General features: G+C 65.5%; 21 protein-coding genes. 10 read left to right on the top strand and 11 right to left on the bottom strand.

Features of this window, described 5'->3' with window-relative positions; all coding sequences use genetic code 11:
- Positions 1-200 precede the first annotated feature (200 nt).
- Positions 201-500: a HigA family addiction module antitoxin gene (locus MBTS_RS07345; protein ID WP_192215328.1), complete on the top strand. Its 300-nt coding sequence runs from the start codon at positions 201-203 to the stop codon at positions 498-500.
- 19 nt (positions 501-519) lie between these two features.
- On the opposite strand, the gene MBTS_RS07340 is transcribed toward MBTS_RS07345, so the two are convergent.
- Entirely contained in the window at positions 520-2,154 is a 1,635-nt protein-coding gene (locus MBTS_RS07340; protein ID WP_018043134.1) for an ABC1 kinase family protein, read from the bottom strand.
- A 298-nt stretch (positions 2,155-2,452) separates the two neighbouring features.
- Between MBTS_RS07340 and MBTS_RS07335 the strand changes: the two genes are divergently transcribed.
- The gene (locus tag MBTS_RS07335; protein WP_192215327.1) at positions 2,453-3,097 is read left to right on the top strand and encodes an MBL fold metallo-hydrolase; all 645 of its coding nucleotides are present in this window, start codon (positions 2,453-2,455) and stop codon (positions 3,095-3,097) included.
- A 22-nt stretch (positions 3,098-3,119) separates the two neighbouring features.
- On the opposite strand, the gene MBTS_RS07330 is transcribed toward MBTS_RS07335, so the two are convergent.
- Complete coding sequence (locus tag MBTS_RS07330) at positions 3,120-3,497, bottom strand: helix-turn-helix domain-containing protein (RefSeq protein WP_192215326.1); 378 nt, start codon at positions 3,495-3,497, stop codon at positions 3,120-3,122.
- Between the two features lie 32 nt (positions 3,498-3,529).
- Between MBTS_RS07330 and MBTS_RS24215 the strand changes: the two genes are divergently transcribed.
- The 4 genes from MBTS_RS24215 to MBTS_RS07310 all read left to right on the top strand — a co-directional run bounded on the left by MBTS_RS24215 (position 3,530) and on the right by MBTS_RS07310 (position 8,067).
- On the top strand, positions 3,530-3,922 hold the full coding sequence (locus MBTS_RS24215; protein ID WP_425324817.1) for a hypothetical protein: 393 nt from the start codon (positions 3,530-3,532) through the stop codon (positions 3,920-3,922).
- Positions 3,923-4,121: 199 nt separating this feature from the next.
- Positions 4,122-6,575, top strand: a complete 2,454-nt coding sequence (gene gyrB / locus MBTS_RS07320) for a DNA topoisomerase (ATP-hydrolyzing) subunit B (protein WP_026175818.1) — start codon at positions 4,122-4,124, stop codon at positions 6,573-6,575.
- A 24-nt stretch (positions 6,576-6,599) separates the two neighbouring features.
- The gene (locus tag MBTS_RS07315; RefSeq protein ID WP_238253945.1) at positions 6,600-6,920 is read left to right on the top strand and encodes a hypothetical protein; all 321 of its coding nucleotides are present in this window, start codon (positions 6,600-6,602) and stop codon (positions 6,918-6,920) included.
- A 313-nt stretch (positions 6,921-7,233) separates the two neighbouring features.
- Positions 7,234-8,067, top strand: a complete 834-nt coding sequence (locus tag MBTS_RS07310; protein ID WP_192215325.1) for a 3-oxoadipate:acetyl-CoA acetyltransferase — start codon at positions 7,234-7,236, stop codon at positions 8,065-8,067.
- 68 nt (positions 8,068-8,135) lie between these two features.
- Here the strand turns inward: MBTS_RS07310 and MBTS_RS07305 are convergent, their stop codons facing one another.
- Together MBTS_RS07305 and MBTS_RS07300 are read right to left on the bottom strand one after the other, a co-directional pair.
- Complete coding sequence (locus MBTS_RS07305; RefSeq protein WP_056141729.1) at positions 8,136-9,392, bottom strand: hemolysin family protein; 1,257 nt, start codon at positions 9,390-9,392, stop codon at positions 8,136-8,138.
- A gap of 369 nt (positions 9,393-9,761) precedes the next feature.
- Entirely contained in the window at positions 9,762-9,959 is a 198-nt protein-coding gene (locus MBTS_RS07300) for a hypothetical protein (protein WP_018043142.1), read from the bottom strand.
- 352 nt (positions 9,960-10,311) lie between these two features.
- Between MBTS_RS07300 and MBTS_RS07295 the strand changes: the two genes are divergently transcribed.
- The 4 genes from MBTS_RS07295 to MBTS_RS07280 all read left to right on the top strand — a co-directional run bounded on the left by MBTS_RS07295 (position 10,312) and on the right by MBTS_RS07280 (position 14,541).
- On the top strand, positions 10,312-10,521 hold the full coding sequence (locus tag MBTS_RS07295) for a hypothetical protein (protein WP_018043143.1): 210 nt from the start codon (positions 10,312-10,314) through the stop codon (positions 10,519-10,521).
- A 294-nt stretch (positions 10,522-10,815) separates the two neighbouring features.
- Positions 10,816-11,457 carry a DUF2147 domain-containing protein gene (locus tag MBTS_RS07290; RefSeq protein WP_056149106.1) on the top strand — a complete coding sequence of 214 codons (642 nt, stop codon included), beginning with the start codon at positions 10,816-10,818 and terminating at the stop codon, positions 11,455-11,457.
- A gap of 532 nt (positions 11,458-11,989) precedes the next feature.
- A complete protein-coding gene (locus tag MBTS_RS07285) occupies positions 11,990-14,059 on the top strand; it encodes a hypothetical protein (RefSeq protein ID WP_238253944.1) in 2,070 nt (689 codons plus the stop codon).
- Between the two features lie 26 nt (positions 14,060-14,085).
- The gene (locus tag MBTS_RS07280; RefSeq protein ID WP_192215324.1) at positions 14,086-14,541 is read left to right on the top strand and encodes a hypothetical protein; all 456 of its coding nucleotides are present in this window, start codon (positions 14,086-14,088) and stop codon (positions 14,539-14,541) included.
- Here the strand turns inward: MBTS_RS07280 and MBTS_RS07275 are convergent.
- The 7 genes from MBTS_RS07275 to MBTS_RS07245 form a co-directional block, all read right to left on the bottom strand.
- The gene (locus MBTS_RS07275; protein WP_192215323.1) at positions 14,538-15,017 is read right to left on the bottom strand and encodes a DUF6941 family protein; all 480 of its coding nucleotides are present in this window, start codon (positions 15,015-15,017) and stop codon (positions 14,538-14,540) included. The genes MBTS_RS07280 and MBTS_RS07275 overlap by 4 nt on opposite strands.
- Positions 15,007-15,426: a helix-turn-helix transcriptional regulator gene (locus MBTS_RS07270; protein WP_192215322.1), complete on the bottom strand. Its 420-nt coding sequence runs from the start codon at positions 15,424-15,426 to the stop codon at positions 15,007-15,009. Before MBTS_RS07270 ends, MBTS_RS07275 begins: the two co-directional genes overlap by 11 nt.
- On the bottom strand, positions 15,410-15,856 hold the full coding sequence (locus MBTS_RS07265) for a hypothetical protein (RefSeq protein WP_192215321.1): 447 nt from the start codon (positions 15,854-15,856) through the stop codon (positions 15,410-15,412). The genes MBTS_RS07270 and MBTS_RS07265 overlap by 17 nt, the downstream gene beginning before the upstream one ends.
- Positions 15,857-16,024: 168 nt before the next feature.
- Positions 16,025-16,456, bottom strand: coding sequence for a transposase (locus tag MBTS_RS07260; RefSeq protein WP_192215320.1), 432 nt, complete (start codon positions 16,454-16,456; stop codon positions 16,025-16,027).
- Positions 16,457-16,468: 12 nt separating this feature from the next.
- On the bottom strand, positions 16,469-16,615 hold the full coding sequence (locus tag MBTS_RS07255) for a hypothetical protein (RefSeq protein WP_192215319.1): 147 nt from the start codon (positions 16,613-16,615) through the stop codon (positions 16,469-16,471).
- 147 nt (positions 16,616-16,762) lie between these two features.
- Complete coding sequence (locus MBTS_RS07250; RefSeq protein ID WP_238253943.1) at positions 16,763-18,004, bottom strand: serine hydrolase domain-containing protein; 1,242 nt, start codon at positions 18,002-18,004, stop codon at positions 16,763-16,765.
- Between the two features lie 182 nt (positions 18,005-18,186).
- Entirely contained in the window at positions 18,187-18,681 is a 495-nt protein-coding gene (locus tag MBTS_RS07245; protein WP_192215318.1) for a DUF427 domain-containing protein, read from the bottom strand.
- Positions 18,682-18,834: the final 153 nt, after the last annotated feature.

Here is an 18,834-nt window from a genome sequence, read left to right as displayed (position 1 = left end):
CCCTCGATCCCTCCCCACAAGGGGGAGGGAAGCGCGTCATCCTGCAGCCGAGATGGGCCATACAACGCGGCTGATTTAAGGAGATGCTTGACGTCCCGTGCCTTTGGAACCCCACCGGGAAGGTCCGTGTTCCGGGGTGAAATCCGTCGAGCCTAAGGCGCCGCCCCTCCGTGCAAAGGCAAAATCGTAGGAGATCGGATTTGTCTCGCATTCGCACACATCCGGGTGAAGTCCTGGCCGAAGACTACCTCGGCCCACTCGGGCTTTCCGCCCGGCAGGTCGCGGCCGAGATCGGTGTTCCCCCCAACCGCCTGTCCGAGATCATCCGCGAGCGGCGTGGCGTGAGTGCCGACACGGCGATCCGGCTCGGTGTCCGCTTCGGCACATCGCCCCGGTTCTGGCTCAACCTCCAGAACGCGCACGATCTATCCAAGGCTCGCGCGACGATGGACTACTCCGCCATCCTCTACTGCGGACCCCAGACCGTTCCGGCGCCGTAGAGCGAAGCCGAGGCTCCGCCTACTTGTTTCGCCCCAGCAGCACGAGCCAGCCGATTCCGATCACGCAGACCATCGCGCCCACCGTCACGAAAGCCGGGGTGCCGAGGTCCATGAAGCGGGGAGCGAGCTGCGTCGCGAAGGCGGCGACGATGAGGGCCACGGCGATGCGGGCGGCGGCGCGCTCGATGCCGCGGGTGAGCTTTTCGATGCCCTTCAGCTCGATCTCGACGGTGACGCGGCCCTGCTTCAGGCGCACCAGCATGAGATGGATCAGGGTCGGCAGTTCGGAGGCCGCGCCGAACAATCCGGCGCCCACGGCCTCGACCTTGCGGGTGATGCCCTTGATCGAGAATTGCGAGGCGAGCTTGCTCTTCACCGTGGGGCCGGCGGCGGTGAAGAGGTCGAATTTCGGATCGAGATGGCGCATCACCCCGTCCGCCGTCACCAGGCCCTTGAACAGGATGGCGAGGTCGGTGGGCATGGCGAGGTCGTTCTCGCGGGCCATGGTCATGAAGTCGGTGAGCAGGTCGCCGAAGTTCAGCACCGAGCCGGCATGGCGGTTGATGAAGGCCTGCGACGAGGATTCGAGCTTGGTGAGGTCGGGATTGCTCGATCCGGTCCAGTCCAGAAGCACGGCCATGAGCCCGTCGGAATCCTCCTTCAGCATGGCGCCGATGAGCATCAGCAACTGCGTGCGGCGGCGCTCGGAGAGGCGGCCGATGATGCCGAAATCGATGAAGCCGATGCGGTCGCCGGGCATCACCAGCATGTTGCCGGGATGCGGGTCGGCGTGGAACACGCCCTCGATCAGCGCCATGTTGAGGAAGGCGTCGGTGCCCTTCTGGGCGACCTTGACCTTGTCGACCCCGGCCGCGTCCAGGCGGGCATGGTCGTTGGGCGGGATGCCGTGGATGAATTCCTGGACGAGGACGCGCTCGGAGGTGAACTCCCAGTGGATCTTGGGGATGACGATGTCGTCCCGGTCGGCGAAGATCGCCGCGATGGTCTCGCAGTTGCGCGCCTCGTTGATGAGGTCGAGCTCGCCGTAGAGGCCGCTGGCGAGATGGCGCATCTGCTCGTGGGGCTGGTAGCGCCCGAATTCCGGCCATTCCTGAACCACGATCCGGGTCGCATGCGCCAGGAGGCGCAGATCCGCCTCGATGATCTTGCGCAGGCCCGGACGCAGGACCTTCACCACCACCTCCTCGCCGGACATCAGCCGCGCCCGGTAGACCTGGGCGATGGAGGCCGCGGCCAGGGGAACGGTGTCGAACTCGGCGAAGATTTCGGAGGGCGGCGCGCCGAGATCGGCCTCCAGCTGCGGGCGGATCTTGTCCCAGGCGATGGGCCGGACCTGGCTGTGGAGCTTCTCCAGTTCCTCGGTCCATTCCGGCGTCAGCAGGTCCGGCCGGCTCGCCAGGATCTGGCCGAGCTTGATGAAGGTCGGCCCGAGGGCCTCGATCGCCCGGCGCACGCGCTGCGGCTGGGACAGGCGCGCCACGTCCACCTGCGGCCGGCGGCGCTTGGCGAACCGCGCCAGATGGCCGAGGCCGAGGCGCTCCACCACCTTGGTGACGCCGTAGCCGATGAGGACGGCGGCGATCTCGCTCAGGCGCTGCCTGTCGCGAGCGGCGACGAAGGCGGTTTTCAGCATGTGCTCAAGGGACTGCCCCGGCTGGCGTGAGGATGGCCGTGTCGTCGTCTCAGGCCGGCGGGCCTGTCCTGGACGGTGCCGGTGTCCAGATAGGCCACGTCTAGGAAGCCGGCGAGGCCGAATTTTGGCGGCGCAGCGGCAATCGTCGGCGCGCGGCACCGCGGACGGCTCGACGAGCCGGAACCCGCGACGCGTCAGAAGCCCGAGGGAGCGGAAGCGTTGGCGTGCCGGCGCGAACCCGCTTAGACAGGCGGCTCCCGCGCGATCCTCGCGCCCAATCGACGGAGAGACGGTCCCGATGGCAGGTACGCCCCGCGCCGGCATCATCCCGGTGACGCCCTTCCAGCAGAACTGCACCCTGATCTGGTCCGACGAGACCAAGATCGGCGCCGTCGTCGATCCCGGCGGCGACCTCGACCGGATCGAGGCCGCGATCCGCGACCAGGGCATCACCATCGAGAAGATCCTGCTCACCCACGGCCATATCGACCATGCGGGCGGCGCGGACGAGCTGCGCGAGCGGCTCGGCGTCCCCATCGAAGGCCCGCACGAGGCCGACCGCTACCTCCTCGACAGCCTGCCCGAGACGGGGGCGAATTACGGCATCGACGGGGCTCGCGCGGTGATTCCGGATCGCTGGCTCGCCGAAGGCGATGCGGTGAGCGTGGGCGATCTCGCCTTCGACATCCTGCACGCGCCCGGCCACTCGCCCGGCAGCGTCGTCTTCGTCAGCCGCGACGCGCGCTTCGCCCTGGTGGGAGACGTGGTGTTCAAGGGCTCGGTCGGCCGCACCGACCTGCCCGGCGGCAACCACGACCAGCTCATCCGCGCCATCAAGGAGAAGGTCCTGCCGCTGGGCGACGACATCGCCTTCATCCCAGGCCACGGCCCGACGAGCACGCTGGGCGAGGAGCGGATGACCAATCCGTTCCTGCAGGAGTGAGACCGAAGACCGGTCGGTGATGTCATTCGGCGGTCTTGGTCTTCCGGGCCGGATTTCTGCGGGCACGAGGAACGGCCGCGCCGATGTCTTTCAGACGGACGGCGCGGCCTTCCGGAAACGTCACCAGGAGTTGGAGATCGCCGCCGATCGCCCGCACATAGGCACGCAAGGTCGATAGCTTCATGTCCGCGCGCTTCTCGAGGCGCGAGACATAGACCTGGCGGCCCCCTAGCCGTTCGGCGACTGTTGCCTGGGTGATCTCCTCGGCACGTCGCAGGTCCCTCAACGCGAACTCTTCGGCGATCAGTTCGGCGCCGCGCGCTCTGATCCGTGCCTGTCGCTCCGGCGTGAGCGACGCGAGGATGTCGTCCGCCGAAACAGGGCGATGGTCATCGGTCACCGGGAGCTCCCATCCCTGCGCAAGGCCTTGAGATGCTGGTCGAAACGGGCATCGGCCCGCTTGATCAACGCGGTATAGAAACGTTTCCCCGAAACACCGGACTTGTCATCGGCGACGAGGAGAATGCCCGTTCGAACAGGATCGAAGGCGAAGGCCACCCGTCAGACACCATCGTCCGCCTCGAAGCGAAGCTCTTTCATGTTGGCATGCTTCGAACCATTGAGCGTATCCGCCCCGGGCCGTCTCAATCCAGGGCCCGCGACCTTCAGAAGCTCGATCATGGCCAGCAACTCGTCCTGAACCGCCTCCTGCAGCTCATCGAACTCGCGCCGGAATTCATGGTGAAGCTCGACCCGCCAGCCCATTCTTCATACCCTGCACGGTATGTTTTCGAAAGGGTCGGCGCGACCCTCGACGCAGAGTGAGATTGGGGCGATCTCAAGCTTGGCGGCAAGCCTCCGAGTGGGCGGGAAGACACGGGGACCGCGTGTGCTCATGCGGTGCATTTTCAAGACGCACCGCTTATATATAGCCCACTGAACGAATCGCAGGCGTACCCGGGGACCGAGCCGGGGCACGAAAATCAAGCAAAGACCCGCCTGCCTGGGGAACTTGATGTCCGACATGACCGACGACGACACCTCCCGCAACCTGGCGGCCACGGCCTATGGCGCGGAATCGATCCGCGTGCTCAAGGGCCTGGATGCCGTGCGCAAGCGGCCCGGCATGTATATCGGCGACACCGACGACGGGTCGGGCCTGCATCACATGGTCTACGAGGTGGTGGACAACGCCATCGACGAGGCGCTGGCGGGCCATGCCGACGTCGTCACCTGCACCCTCAATGCCGACGGCTCGGTGACGGTGTCCGATAACGGCCGCGGCATCCCCACCGACATCCACAAGGAGGAGGGGGTCTCGGCCGCCGAGGTCATCATGACCCAGCTCCATGCCGGCGGTAAGTTCGACCAGAATTCCTACAAGGTCTCCGGCGGCCTGCACGGCGTCGGCGTCTCCGTGGTCAACGCCCTGTCGCAATGGCTCCGCCTGCGCATCTGGCGCAACGGCAAGGAGCACGCGATGGAGTTCCGCCACGGCGACGCGGTCTCCCCGCTGGTGGTCGTGGGCGACGGCAACGGACGGCGCGGCACGGAAGTGTCGTTCCTGCCCTCCACCGACACGTTCACGATGATCGAATTCGACTACGCGACGCTGGAGAAGCGCCTGCGCGAACTCGCCTTCCTCAATTCCGGCGTGCGCATCGTCCTCACCGACGCGCGCCATGCCGAGCACAAGCGCGAGGAGCTGTTCTACGAGGGCGGGATCGAGGCTTTCGTGCGCTATCTCGACCGCTCGCGCAAACCGATCGAGGGCATGACGAAGCCGGTCTTCGTCCGGGCCGAGCGCGACAACATCCGCGTCGAGGTGGCGTTGTGGTGGAACGACTCGTTCAACGAGACCGTGCTGCCCTTCACCAACAACATCCCACAGCGTGACGGCGGCACCCACATGGCGGGCTTCCGCGCCGCCATGACCCGGCAGATCACCGGCTATGCCGAATCCACCGGCATCACCAAGCGCGAGAAGATCACCCTCACCGGGGAGGATTGCCGCGAGGGCCTCACCGCCGTGATCTCGGTGCAGGTGCCCGACCCGAAATTCTCGTCCCAGACCAAGGACAAGCTGGTCTCGTCGGAAGTCCGCCCGGCCGTGGAGAACGTCCTCAACGAGGGCCTCTCCAACTGGCTCGAGGAGAACCCGGCCCAGGCGAAATCCGTGATGGGCAAGGTCATCCTCGCGGCCTCCGCCCGCGAGGCGGCGCGCAAGGCCCGCGAGACCGTGACCCGCAAGGGCGTGCTCGACATCGCCTCCCTGCCCGGCAAGCTCGCCGATTGCCAGGAGCGCGACCCGTCGAAATGCGAGATCCTCCTGGTGGAGGGCGATTCCGCCGGCGGTTCGGCCAAGCAGGGCCGCGACCGCCACTTCCAGGCCGTGCTCCCCCTGCGCGGCAAGATCCTGAACGTCGAGCGCGTGCGGGCGGACCGGATGCTCTCCTCGGCCGAGATCGGCACGCTGATCACGGCGCTCGGCGCCGGAATCGGCCGCTCCTCCACCGACCGGGAGGGCTTCAACCCGGATAAGCTGCGCTATCACCGCATCATCATCATGACCGATGCGGACGTGGACGGCTCCCACATCCGCACCCTGCTGCTGACCTTCTTCTTCCGGCAGATGCCGGAGCTGATCGAGCGCGGCTACGTCTACATCGCCCAGCCGCCGCTCTATAAGGCCGCCAAGGGCAAGACCGCGATCTACCTCAAGGACGAGCGGGCGCTGGAGGATTACCTCATCGATGCCGGCGTCGACGGGGCCGTGCTGCGCCTCGCCTCCGGCGCCGAGTTCGGCGGGCCGCAATTGAAGGTCCTTGTGGAGGAGGCGCGCCAGTTCCGCGGCCTGATGCAGGCGCTGCACACCCGCTACGACCGCGCCACAGTGGAACAGGCGATGATCGCCGGGGCCTTCCGCACCAACGTGGACGAGAACCCCGACGAGGCGACGAAGCGCGCCGCCGAGATCGCCCGGCGCATGGACGTCATCGCCGACGATATCGAGCAGGGCTGGGAAGGCTCCGTCAGCGAAGGCGGCTACGTCCTCAGCCGGACCCTGCGCGGGGTGCGCCAGGTGGTGACCCTCGACGCCTCGCTCATCGCCTCGCAGGAGGCGCGCCGCCTGTCCGACCGGGCCGAGGCCCTGCGCGAGATCTACGGCGAGCCGGTGACCTATGCCCGCAAGGGCGAGGAGACCGTGCTGCACGGGCCGGTCGGCCTGTTCGAGGCGGTGATGGCCTTCGGGCGCAAGGGGCTGCAGCTCCAGCGCTACAAGGGGCTCGGCGAGATGAACCCGCAGCAGCTCTGGGAGACCACCCTCGACAGCGAGGTCCGCTCGCTCCTCCAGGTTCGGATCAAGGACACCCAGGATGCCGACGATCTGTTCGTGAAGCTGATGGGCGACGTGGTGGAGCCGCGCCGCGAGTTCATCCAGGAAAACGCCCTCAGCGTCGCCAATCTCGACGTCTGAATGAATGCGGCCGGGAGGGTCGACATGAGCAACATCATCCGTCCGACCTTCGGTCAGCCGCGTCGGCCCGAGCCCGTCAGTGACGACGACCGTGTCGAGGTGACGACGCAGCGCGTCTACGGGGAGGCCGGCGATCACCGCGTCTGCCTCGTGCGCGACGACGACGCGCCCGGCGGGGAGGTCTACAAGGTCGTCGTCGGGCGTCTTGCCGGACAAGAGGTCAGCACCGTGGCGATCCTGCCGGCCACGGCCGAGGGCGAGGTGGATGCCGAGATGGTCGCCCTCGCGATCCTGCGCACGCTGAGCCTCATCGACGAGGACGACGAAACTCCGGGCATCGCCTGACGCCGACGCGGGTTCGCATCGACAAGTCGGCGATCGACTTTGCTCGGGTCGTTCGTGTGTCGCCGGTTTCAGAATGCAGGACCGGTGACGACGTTTGCGAAACCGGCTCGGGGACGCGGCTTTCCCTCCCCGGTGACACGCCGAACGAGAGCGATCCGATGGCCGATGCAGGGCCGATACCCCTGCCGGAACCGGCCGGTCGCCCACCGCGACATCGAGACGACCCCATCGCGCCCTTGTATACATGGTCGACATCGCGCTGTTCGGCAGGGCCGAAACCGCGGTCTTCGACCTGCCGCCGGAGGACAGAGCCATGAGTCGCAACCCCGTCGTCGTCGCCGTGGCGATCACCGGTTCGGTGCCGCGCAAGAAAGACAACCCGGCCGTGCCGGTGACGATCGCAGAGCAGATCGAATCCACGCAACGGGCCTTCGAGGCCGGCGCGACGCTCGCCCATATCCACGTCCGCAACGACGACGAGAGCCCGTCTTCCGACCCGGACAAGTTCGCCGCCGTGCAGGAGGGCCTGCGCAGGCACTGCCCCGGGATGATCGTGCAGTTCTCCACCGGAGGACGCGGGCGCGACCCGGCCGGGCGCGGCCTGTCGCTGAAGCATCGGCCCGACATGGCGTCGCTGTCCACCGGCTCGGTGAACTTCCCCACCATCGTCTACGAGAACCCCGCGAGCCTCGTGACCGCTCTCGCCAGCCAGATGCAAGAATACGGCGTCCGGCCGGAGATCGAGATCTTCGACCTCTCGCATCTGCACGGCGCCAGGCGCCTCGTGGAGGCGGGCCTCATGGACGCGCGCCCGCATGTGCAGTTCGTCATGGGCGTGCAGAACGCCATGCCGGCGGACGAGCGCCTGCTCGACATCCTGCTCGGCGAGATGCGGCGCATCCTGCCCGAGGCGACCTGGACGGCGGCCGGGATCGGCCGCAATCAGGCGGTCGTGATGGAATGGGCCCTGGCGCGCGGGGCCGACGCGGTGCGCACCGGCCTGGAGGACAACATCCGCATCACGAAGGACCGCCTGGCGACCAGCAACGCCGAACTCGTCGGCCGCGCCGTGGACACGGTGATCCGTCATGGCAGGCGGGTCGCCAGCCCGGCCGAGGCTCGCACCGCCCTCGGGCTGGCGACCTGACGGATGAGCGGCCCGGCTTTTCATCCGGCTGGATGAAGCCGGGGGTCACGTCGGAGGCCGTCGCGTGGTCAGTGCCTCCGGCTGGCGAGCACCTTGTCGATGCGACGCCCGTCCATGTCGACCACCTCGAAGCGCCATCCTCCCGCATCGAAGGCATCGCCGACGCCGGGGATCCGTCCGAGTTGGAAGATGACGTAGCCGGCCAGGGTGGTGAAGTCGTCGCTGTCGGGCGTCTCGGAGAAGGCGAGGCGTTCGAAGGCCTGCCGGGCCGGCATCATGCCGTCGATGAGGAGCGATCCGTCTGCGCGTTCGACGACGTCGGGCTCCTCGCCCACCTCCGGAATGTCGCCCGCAATCGCTTCCAGGAGGTCCGTCTGCGTGACGATGCCCTCCAACGTCCCGTATTCGTCCACCACCACGGCCATGCGCATGGGCTGGCTCTGGAAGGTCTCGAGGACGGCCAGGATGGTCATGCTCTCGTGCACGACGATGGGCGGCTGCGTGGCCACGGCGAGGTCGATCTCCTTGCCGTCGAGGACCTGGTCGAGCAGGTCCTGCTTGCGCACGATGCCGACGAGTTCGTCGACCTCTCCGCGGCTGATGACCACCTGAGCGTGGTCGCATTCGCGGATCGCCTTGAGAACCACGTCTCGCGGGTCGTCGAGATCGACCCAGAACACCTCGTGGCGTGGGGTCATGATGTCCCGCACCTTTCGCTCCCCGATGGCGAAGATGCGCTCGACGGCCTCCTGCTGAACCTCCCGGATGAGGCCCGCTTCCTGGCTCGCCTGGATCAGCAGGTTGAGTTCGGCCGTCGAGTGAAGGGAGCCCTCGCCATGTCCCGGCTGGAGGCCGCAGAGGCGCAGTACCCCGTTGCCGAGGGCGTTGAGGAAGAGGATCGCAGGGCGGAAGACGAGGAGGAACAGGCTGAGGGGGCGGACCACGGCCAGCGCCGTGCGCTCGCTGCGCTGGAGGGCGAGGCTCTTCGGGGCGAGCTCGCCGAGCACGATGTGCAGGGACGTGATGATGGAAAACGCGACGACGACCGCGACGGTGTGCGAGGCCACCGAGCTGAGCCCGATCGGCAGCCATGTCAGCGCAGGCTCGACGAGGTGAGCGAGGGCGGGTTCGCCGACCCAGCCCAACGCGAGGGACGACAAGGTGATGCCGAACTGCGTCGCGGCGAGATGGGCATCGAGCCGGTCGGTCGCCCGCTGCAGGGCGCTCGCATGCGCGCGACGTTCTGTGACGAGTTCCGCGACCCGGGAGCGGCGCACGGAGACGAGGGCAAATTCAGCGGCAACGAAGAACCCGTTCGCGAACACCAGCACCAGGACCGCCACCAGCCCCAGCACGGTCGACCATGCATCTTCGGAAATCGCCGTGACCCTTTTCGAATGAACGGCTTCACTTACCAGCCAAGGGGCGATCGATCCAAATGGCCGGGGAGGCGGATGCCCAGATTTACGCACACAGGATCGATGGCCCGACACCATAGCCGGCACTCAAATCGAACGACTCGCTATGTCGTAATGCTCAGTCTTTCCCGACGGATTGCGGCTGATTGTCGGTCGCGCAATGAGGCGTGCATGACGCCGCTCGATATCTGTGTTCGACAGATCGATCAGGCCTGCGCCTCCACGCAATCGACGGCAATCGATGACGTTGCGAAAGCTTGGGATACCCTCGCGTCCTCAGCTCCAGTCGACATCGAGATCCATGGCGCGTTCGAAGGCGGCCGCTTTCATTTCGCGGCCTTTCGGATCGGCCACGCAGATATCCTTGAAGCCCCGGCCTGCCAGCTCCCAGGTTTTCTCCAGAGCCTGATCAGCGGTGCCGCACGCGAAAACCAGCGCGCGTCCGGCGTGATCGTTTGCCTTAACTTTGTACAAGATCGGTCTCCGAGCCGTTCGCTGCCCGTTATACGCGAGCGAGGGGCATCGGGCGAGAGAGCCGGACGACGTTCTAGGGTCCACGGGCCGGCACGAACCGGCCGGGCCGGAGCCGCTTTGGCCTGAACGGCCTGTCGGTCCACGCATGTCTCGTTTGACGAGAGCCGTTGGTCGACATCCCCAAACGCGAGTGCTCACGACACGCCTCGCGGTCCTGTCCCACGCGCCGAGCCGCCGGATCGAGCCGCATGACACCCTTGACCTCAGTCTGGAGTTATTCTAATTAAGAACCACGCGGATGGCGGGGCTTGGTAGGCCTCCTGCCCCTGAACCGGATCATTGGGAGAGACACATGGCACACATCACCAGCGCGGCCTGCGAGAGCTGCCGCTTCTTCGACGATCACAAGATCAATGGCGGTCAGTCGGCCGGCGACGAAGGTCTCTGCCGCTATAACCCGCCGGTGAGCCAGCCCGAGCCGAAGTCGCCGGGCCTGTGGCCGGTGGTGGCGTCCAAGGATTGGTGCGGTCACTTCACCTCCGACATGACGGCGGCCGAGTAAGCCAGCCTTCCTCGTCGGTGGCGGGATCGGGGCCGGTGCGTGAGCACCGGCCCTTTTTCATGCGGCATCTTCTTCGGCGAGACACGCCGACCCTCACGAAGAATTCTCTCGCGGCTTGCGCGAAATCCGTTAGGACGCCGTGAGCCGGTCATGATCCGGTCACGTTCGCATCCGAAGCCGGGGCCTTCAGACGAGGGGCGGCTCCCGCCACCGCGCGCTCGACCACGCGCCCCGGACGGGCGGACGGCATGGGCGCGGACAGCGGCGTTTCGGGGCGGGTTAAGGATGTTCTTGATGACGTATCGACCCATTTCGGCCGTGGCCGGGCGCCTCCTGGCGCCGGTGGCCGGTCTTGCGCTCAGCGCGATGTCCGGCCTCGCCATGGCTGCTCCGAACGATCCGAGCGGAACCTGGCTCACCGAGGACGGTCGGGCTCGCGTCCGTCTCGAGAAATGCGGCGCGAAGAACGATCACCTGTGCGGCTACGTCGTCTGGCTGAAGGTGCCGCTGAACGACAAGGGGCAGCCCCGGATCGACTTCAAGAACCCCGACCCGAAGAAGCAGGCCCGCCCATCGCTCGGCCACCAGCTCGTCATGGGCATCAAGCCCAACGCCGAGAACCATTACGAAGGCAAGATCTACAACGCCGAGGACGGGTCGTTCTACGACGTGACGATCTGGAGCGAGAAGCCCGGCGAACTCACCGTGCGCGGCTGCATGCTGCGCTTCATGTGCATGTCGCAGGCCTGGACCAAGGTCACAGATACGGCGCCGGGACAGATCACCGGACCGACCAACGGCCCGGGCGGTCCCCGCTCCGATCCGGAATGGGCGCCCAAGCCCACGCCGGCCGCCACGGGGACCGGTGCCCCTGCCGCGCCCTCCACGAAACCGGCCGCGCCGGCACCGAAGCCGGCGGCCAAGCCCGCCGAGTAGGGTACCGGACCGCCCCGTTCGATCCGGGGCGGAGCTCGTCGGACCTCCCGGCGACCGCTTCGATCCCATCCCGCCTTGCCGGACCGGACGCGCGGTCTTCGACGACGACGCCAGCCATAAGTCCGCGACGATGCGCGCGTGGCGGGCGCGTCCCCCGCATTGAACCATCCCATTCCCATTCGGCCTCGGCCATCCGGTTCGACGTCGCCGAGGGCGTCTTCTCCGCGCCCGGTTCGACCGCTTCCACCGCCTGACCGTCCGCCACGACCGCCCGCCGAACCGGAGATCATCCGGATCGGACGGCTCCGTCAGCCGGTTCGAACGCCTCGCGTCCGCGCCACGTCCAGGGACACGACCCGTCCAGTGGGGAACGACCGTACCGAGCCGGCTCATTCCGGTCGGCCGCTGTCGCAGACGGACAAACGTTGAGTGCGCCGCAGGCTCGACATAAACTCTGCTTGTCAAAGGCACCGTTCGACCCCTGAAGATGGGGGAATGGATGCACGATCATTGCGGAGACCCAGGTCGATCCATGAATTTTAGCCTAAAAGCCCTCGTCGTCCTCGCAATGTCCGCAGTGGCATCGGGGGAGGCCACAGCATTCGATGCCGGCTTCTTCAAGGGGAGCCACGTTTGCGGCGGCGTGTCGACGCTGGACGATTGGGAATTCAGACCCGAAGGCTCGGCTTTCGACGTGTTCTTTCGCAAGACGAACGCGTCTTCTTTTCAAAAGCTGGAATTGCTCGCTCAGGACACGGAGGGTGGTCTCATCCTGGTGGACAGACGCGGCCGCCCTTGGGTCGCGGTGCGATTCGGGCAGAACGGCGACAGCCTCCAGGGTCGCTGGCTCACCGGCCAGGGCAAGCCGCAGGCCGATTGCGAGCCGTTCACGCTCTCTCGGAGCGAGAGCGTGAAGGCACGGATCGATCGCCTCTTCGGCCTGCTGGGCGAGGCCCGTCCCTCCGTCGAAACGGCCCGGACCGTCGCCGGGGAGCAGCAGACGCTTCCCCCCTTCGACCTGCTGCCGGATCTCGACCAGCAAGCCTATCGTCAGCGCTACGCCGAGGCTGCGCCGACCTTCTGGAGGCGCTTCTACGATGCCGAGCGCAAGCGGCTCGCGGAGCTTCCCGTCGATCCGCCGGCCGCCCGCGCTCAGGTCGTCGAAGAGATGCGCGCGGCGACGAGCCCCGCTCTGGCGCCCGATGGGTCGCTCGACCGCAACGGGGCAGCCCGCCAGGCTGCCCTGGAGTTCCTGCGCATCGTCGCCGACCGCCTCGCGGCGAGCGGGCAACCGCTCGAGGCCCTGCCGGGGGATACCGTGTGCGAGCGAATCGCGACGTTCGGCTATCTCGACATCGAGCGGCTGGAATGGGCGGTCGGTCTGCCGGTCGAATACTGGGACCGTCCCTTCACGGAGGACCTCCTCCGGAAAGCCCAGTCCTGCAAGGACGGCAGGACCGTCGTCCGGCTGCTGTCTCAATCCTATCCCGACATCGAGAAGCGCCGGAAGGCCGCCCTCTGGCTGCGCGAGGAGCGGGAGCGCTTCCTCGCCCTTCCCCTGACTCTGACGTCGTTCCGTGAGACGAACGGGTTGCAGCTCGGCGGGGAGGAGCTCCGCCGAAACGGCGTGACGCGGATGGCCCATGACCGCTTCCTCGGAGCCCCGCTCGACCCCCGTCGCACCGAGATGGAGCAGGCCGCCGCTCGGGAGCTTCAGGAGGTGTTCGGCGGCGACAGCCTCAAGAGCCTCCCCCTCAACGAGGCTCGCTCGCAATGCGACCGGCTCGTCGGCACGCAATGGGGCAACGAGGCCCTGTCGCGCCTCTACAAGACCTGCACCGGAATGGCGGAAGACTACGTGGCGAAAAGCGTCCGGCAGGTCTTCCAGGAGCAGGCCGGGCGGATCGAGGCCGCACCGAAGACGTTCGCAGGGCTGGAGGCCAACAACTGGTTTCTGATGGGCACGGGCGATGTGCGCGGGATCTATCCGCCGACGGCCCTCGTGACGGAGTTCAACGGCAAGGTCGCCGACGCCCGAGCCGAGGCCGTCCGCATTGCGACGGGCGAAGTCGACAAGGCCTTCGCGGCCGCCGATCCTTCGTCGGACGCCCCGGCGTCGGGCATCCTGCAATGCGGGCGCGGCACGATTCCGTTGCATGAGAGTCTCAGGCCCCTCGTCCAGGCCTGCCAGGAGGGAAGCCGCGCCTTGGCCGCCCGGCGCGACGAGCTCCGGTGCCAGGAAGCCCTCAAGGCGTCCGGCGGCGGCTCCGGCCTGCTGGAGGCCGCGCTCAGGCCGAAGGCCGCAGCGGGCAACAGCTTCCGGGTCCGTCAGCTCGTCTGCGAGGCGGCCAGGCAGAAGGTCACGGTCACCTTCCCCACCTCCGGCATGCTGTGGTGGTCCAAGCAATATGTCGAGGCGCGGCTCCCGGCCGAGAGAGGCCGCGACCAGGTCCGCGCCCTCCGCTGGCTCATCGAGCCGGTGGCCGATGCGAAGGGCGAATGGGCGATCTCCAGGCTCGAATCCAAGACGGGGGAGGTGGCGCTGCCCTTCCCCGAAGACAGCCTGCTGCCCTGCCTCGCGCGGCAAAGCCTCTGCCGCTGACGTCTCCGCGCGACCTCGACATCGGGGTGGCCGTCCGCGGATCGAGGCCGGGAGGGTTCCATCCGGTATTAGGGCGCAAACGCCACAAGCGGGCCGAGATCGCCGGCCAGATCGAACACACTCAGGGCGAGCTTCTGAAGCTTGTCAGGTCACTGGACGCTGTAGACAGCGCCATCCGCATCTTCGATCCCATGGCAGACGTGGGAGAGATCGGGAACCGCCAGTACCCGCCGCTTCACGCCGCCTTCCATGGCGAGATGATGCGGTTCGTCCTGGGGGCACTCCGCGTCGGTGACGGGCCGCTCACGTCACGGGAGATCGCGGACCATGTCATGGTTGGGCGTGGCCTCGACAAGGACGAACCCAAGGTCGCGCAGATGATTCGTAAGCGCGTCGGGGCCTGCCTGTGGAAGAGCAAACAGGCGGGGAACGTTAGGGAGATGAGGGTCGAGGGAGATCTGAAGGGGTGGGTGCGTAATTAGGACTCGTCCAAACTGCTTTCATCTTCGGGCATGTGGATAACCCGCAAGACGCCTGCCTTAATACGCGTGTCATTTATATGAACTCTTACCTTAATAAAACCCTCTTGAGATATTTCTATTGGGGACATAAAAATATTCTGTAACAACTTCATATGAGGCGGGACATCTGGATCAGGAGATTTTTTGTTCGTAACAGCATCTTTAGTGCTAACTTCTCGATTAATATCTATTGATGGCCTTTCGCCATCTCCGGGGAAAAACACTTCTAGCTTGATTCGCTGAATATCGCCGGGGAGTGGATTGGTAACAACCGTTATTGCTATGGCAAATTTCGGCAATATCATCGGGAGGGCAGGCACTACAAGATCAGATTGGTATACACCAATAAGACTTATAGAACCGCCCACTTCGTTGCGAATGTCCTCACAGAACAATGCGATGCCATGCGGCTCAAACGGACGTCGATTAATAGGCATGGTCTACAACTAACTCAGATGATTTGACAGTTTTTGTTGCATTTTTCCATAGCCTGGCGCTGTCCACCCCCTTTGCAACGAGATTTTCTGCCTGTGATGCCTGCTTTGTATTCGCATCAGAATAAAAATTACCACCTTCCATACCATCATCTTCAAATGTAATGACCGCGCGTCTATTTAAAGCCCAGGCAACTTCACCAATTGTCCTTAGACTGATGTTTTCTCTTCCAAGAAGCCACTTGTTAACGGTCGACCTGTTTTTGATGCCAAGTCTATTCGCAAGCGCCTGCTGGGTAAGGCCAGTAGTTTTTTTCTCCCGGAGAAATGCGGACTGCATTTCTCGGATTGCCTGCATGATCAAACTTGACCCTGCGAATGATTTTTCGTCAGTTTCAAAATGAAATGACATCTTTTGGGTCCACCGAATCTATAAAACTGGGCTCATCAAGACCGAGCTCTTCTCGATCATTCCTAGTTTCATCTATCAGAGAAGCATATCTCCGATTAGGATCTTCTTTGATGAAGTTTGCATCGCCTCCAACATTCGCAATGTAGCAGTCGAAGTGAACAAACCAGCCAAAAATTCTTACGTCTCCAGTTTTTAACTCCCATACGCCGTATGACCCAGGCGACAGTACGTTAAACTGACGACTAAAATCCAATGGCTGACCAGAGATGTACTGCTGTAAAAGATCTTTTACCTGATCTTTTACGGGAATGTCTCCGCCCCAATGGGTACTGGGGATCGCTCCAAGATCATTGTGACACCACGACTCAAATTTTGGCGTGACATACATCCTCCTCATCGGTTGCTGACGACCAACGAGCGCGACGGTCATAGGCCTGAGAAGCCTACGCCCCTCCAACTCCTGGAGTGTTGCCATATAGGTCTACATCCCACAAGGGCAACATGCTCCCGAATGCATCGCCCATAAGAGTTGCAACCCTAGATCCAGTTCGCTATCGGGCCAATAGCAGGACGATGGAGTGATAGACGCATAAGGATCTTAGGCCGCTTTCAAATGCCGCTGCCAGTACCCGCAGAAATCCCCGGACGGGCCGCGCTTCATCGCCAGACCGGCAATCCGCTCGTACTGAGCGCCGTTGGCCTCGCGGCGGTGATCCTCGCGCCATGAAGCCTCCTGCGCGTAGCGGAGGAGGTAGACGCCAGCGATGTGGTGGTGGTGGCCCTGCTCGGCGCGACGGAGGCGGGAGAAGTACTCCTCGGCCATGTTCGTGCAGGCACCATCCTCGCTGTAAGCGTCGCGGTGATTGATGCGCTTGACCTCGTACTGAGCGTGCAGCGCGTCCCAGGAAGCCGCTTCGTCGGCCTGAATGACGGTGCCCTTGGCAACGCGGGCCTTGATGAAGCTGAAAGCAGCCCCTTTGGTGCGGAACACGGCGGGGACCGAATCACCGCCGCGCTCGCGGACGATCACGACGCAGTCGCGCTAGCGGTTCTGGTTCTTGGCAAGGCGTCGGTCGACGCGGCTCGCCCTGTGATTGGCGGGCTTGATGTACCCGCCGAAGTAGCCGCCATCAACCTCAACGGTCCTACCCTCGCCGCCGACGAAGCGGCCCTTCAACTCCACAGCCATGGCCTCACGGAGTTTATGAAGAAAGACGAAGACGCACTTGTAGGAGACGCCAAGTGGCCTGCTGCCGGCTCCATCGTCACGCCGGTCGATGCCAACTCGCGCCGTCCCGGTTCTCAAATCCGGGGCGATGCCTCGCCCGAAGCCCCGTCACTCCACCAGGGCGGCGTAGGTCAGCACCCGCAATTCCCGCCTGATCGGCAGGGCCGAGGAGGGGATGAGCTGGGCCAGCATCACCACGGCGAGGTCTTCGGCCGGGTCGATCCAGAACGAGGTGCTCGCCAAGCCTCCCCAGGCGACCTCGCCGGGGGTGCCGACGATCTGTGCCCGCGCCGGGTCGAGCATGACCGAGAAGCCGAGCCCGAAGCCGATTCCCGTATAGGACGATTCCGAGAAGCGCGGCTGGCCCATCGAGGCGAGGTCGCCACCCAGATGGTTCATCAGCATCAGCTCCACCGTCTTGCGGCCGAGGAGCCGCACGCCGTCGAGGGCGCCGCGCCCGAGGATGAAGCGGCAGAAGCGCATGTAGTCCGACGCTGTCGAGACGAGGCCGCCCCCGCCGGAGGCGATCGCGGGCTTGGCGGCGAAGCGGCTTCCCACCGCGTCGTCGTAGAGCTTGAGGCTGCGATCGCGGAACAGGCTGTAATTGGCCGCCAGCCGGGACACCTTGTCGGCGGGCACGTGGAAATCCGTGTCGACCATGCCGAGCGGGTCGATCACCCTCGTTTTCAGGAAATCGCCGAACTCCTGGCCCGACACCACCGCGACGAGGTGGCCGAGGAGGTCGGTGGCGACGCTGTAGTTCCATTCCGCGCCGGGCTGGGCGAGGAGGGGCTGACGCGCCAGCCGGGCGACCACCTCGGCGAGGCTCGCATCCTGGTTCTCGCCGAAATCGACGCCGTTCTGCCGGTAGAGCGCATCGACGAGGGTCGCTTCCATGAAGCCGTAGGTGAAGCCCGCCGTATGGGTGAGGCAGTCGCGGATGGTGATCGGGAGCTGGGCCGGCACGGTCTCGGCCTTCACCCGGTTGCCGCCGGTGAAGACCCGCATGTCGGTAAATTCGGGCAGGAAGCGGGTGATCGGGTCGTCGAGCTGGAAGCGCCCTTCCTCGTAGAGCATCATCACCGCCACCGAGGTCAGCGGCTTCGTCATCGAGTAGATGCGGGTGATCGTATCGGCGGCAAACGGCGTCGCGCGGGCGATGTCGGCGAGACCATGGGCGCGGAAGAAGGCGGTCTCCCCCCGCCGCGACAGCATCACCGAGAGGCCGGCGAGCTTGCCCTCGGCCACCAGCCTGCGCATCCAGCCATCGACCCGCTCGAGCCGCTCGGGGCAGAGGCCGAGGGTTTTGGGGTCGGTGACGGGCAAGTCCTGAACCGGGGTGTCCTGCATGCGCGCCTCTCCGTCTTCACCACCCTCGGGCGGCCGTCTCGTCGAACCTGACCCCGGCCTTTAGAGCATCGTTCGGCGCCATGGGTACCGGTATTTGCCGGCTGTCGGTCAAACGCCGAAGAGCCGTCGCATGGCGCGTCGAAGGGCCGTCGCGTGGCGCATGAAAGCGCGGGACGTGGCGCTCACCAGCCCATGCTGCCCGGCCCGCCCTTGAACGGGCCGACGATCTCCGGCGTGATCCAGCCGCCATAAAATCCGCCGGGCTGCGGCTCGACTCTCACGTCATCGACGAAACAGGCCTCCATCGCCCCGGCATAAAAGGCGACGAAGCCGGCAATGGCCATAAAATCCGGCGTCGGCGTCGGGTAGGCCCAGGCCGCGCCCGGCGCCCGATGGCCGCCGGCCACGACATCGAAGAGGACGGCGCGGCCCTTCCATTCGCAGATCCCCGCCATGGTGGGCGGCCCGAGCACGCCGTCGGCCACATCGCCGGGGGGCAGGTAATAGGTCGGCGGGTGGCTGGTCTCCAGCACGCGGTACCCGGCCACCGTGTCGGCGACGGTGGCACCGGCGAAGACCACGCGCAGGCGCCGGGCCACGCGCTCCAACCGAGGCGGCCGGGGATAATCCCACACGCTTTCCTGGCCGGGACCGAAGGGCAGGGGGGTCGGGTGCATCGGAATCATCCAATTTCTAATTTTTATCAAGGGTTTGCCGGGAGAACACCCTCCCGGAAACGGGAGACCGTTTTCGCGGCGGGGGCCGGCACGGAGGCGATATTCGAGACGCGGCGTTTGCGCGTGGCGCGGGCCATGCTAGCCCGGCTCGCG

This window comes from Methylobacterium bullatum, from assembly GCF_014845095.1.
Classification (GTDB): domain Bacteria; phylum Pseudomonadota; class Alphaproteobacteria; order Rhizobiales; family Beijerinckiaceae; genus Methylobacterium; species Methylobacterium bullatum.
This window is presented reverse-complemented; position numbering and strand designations above follow the sequence as displayed.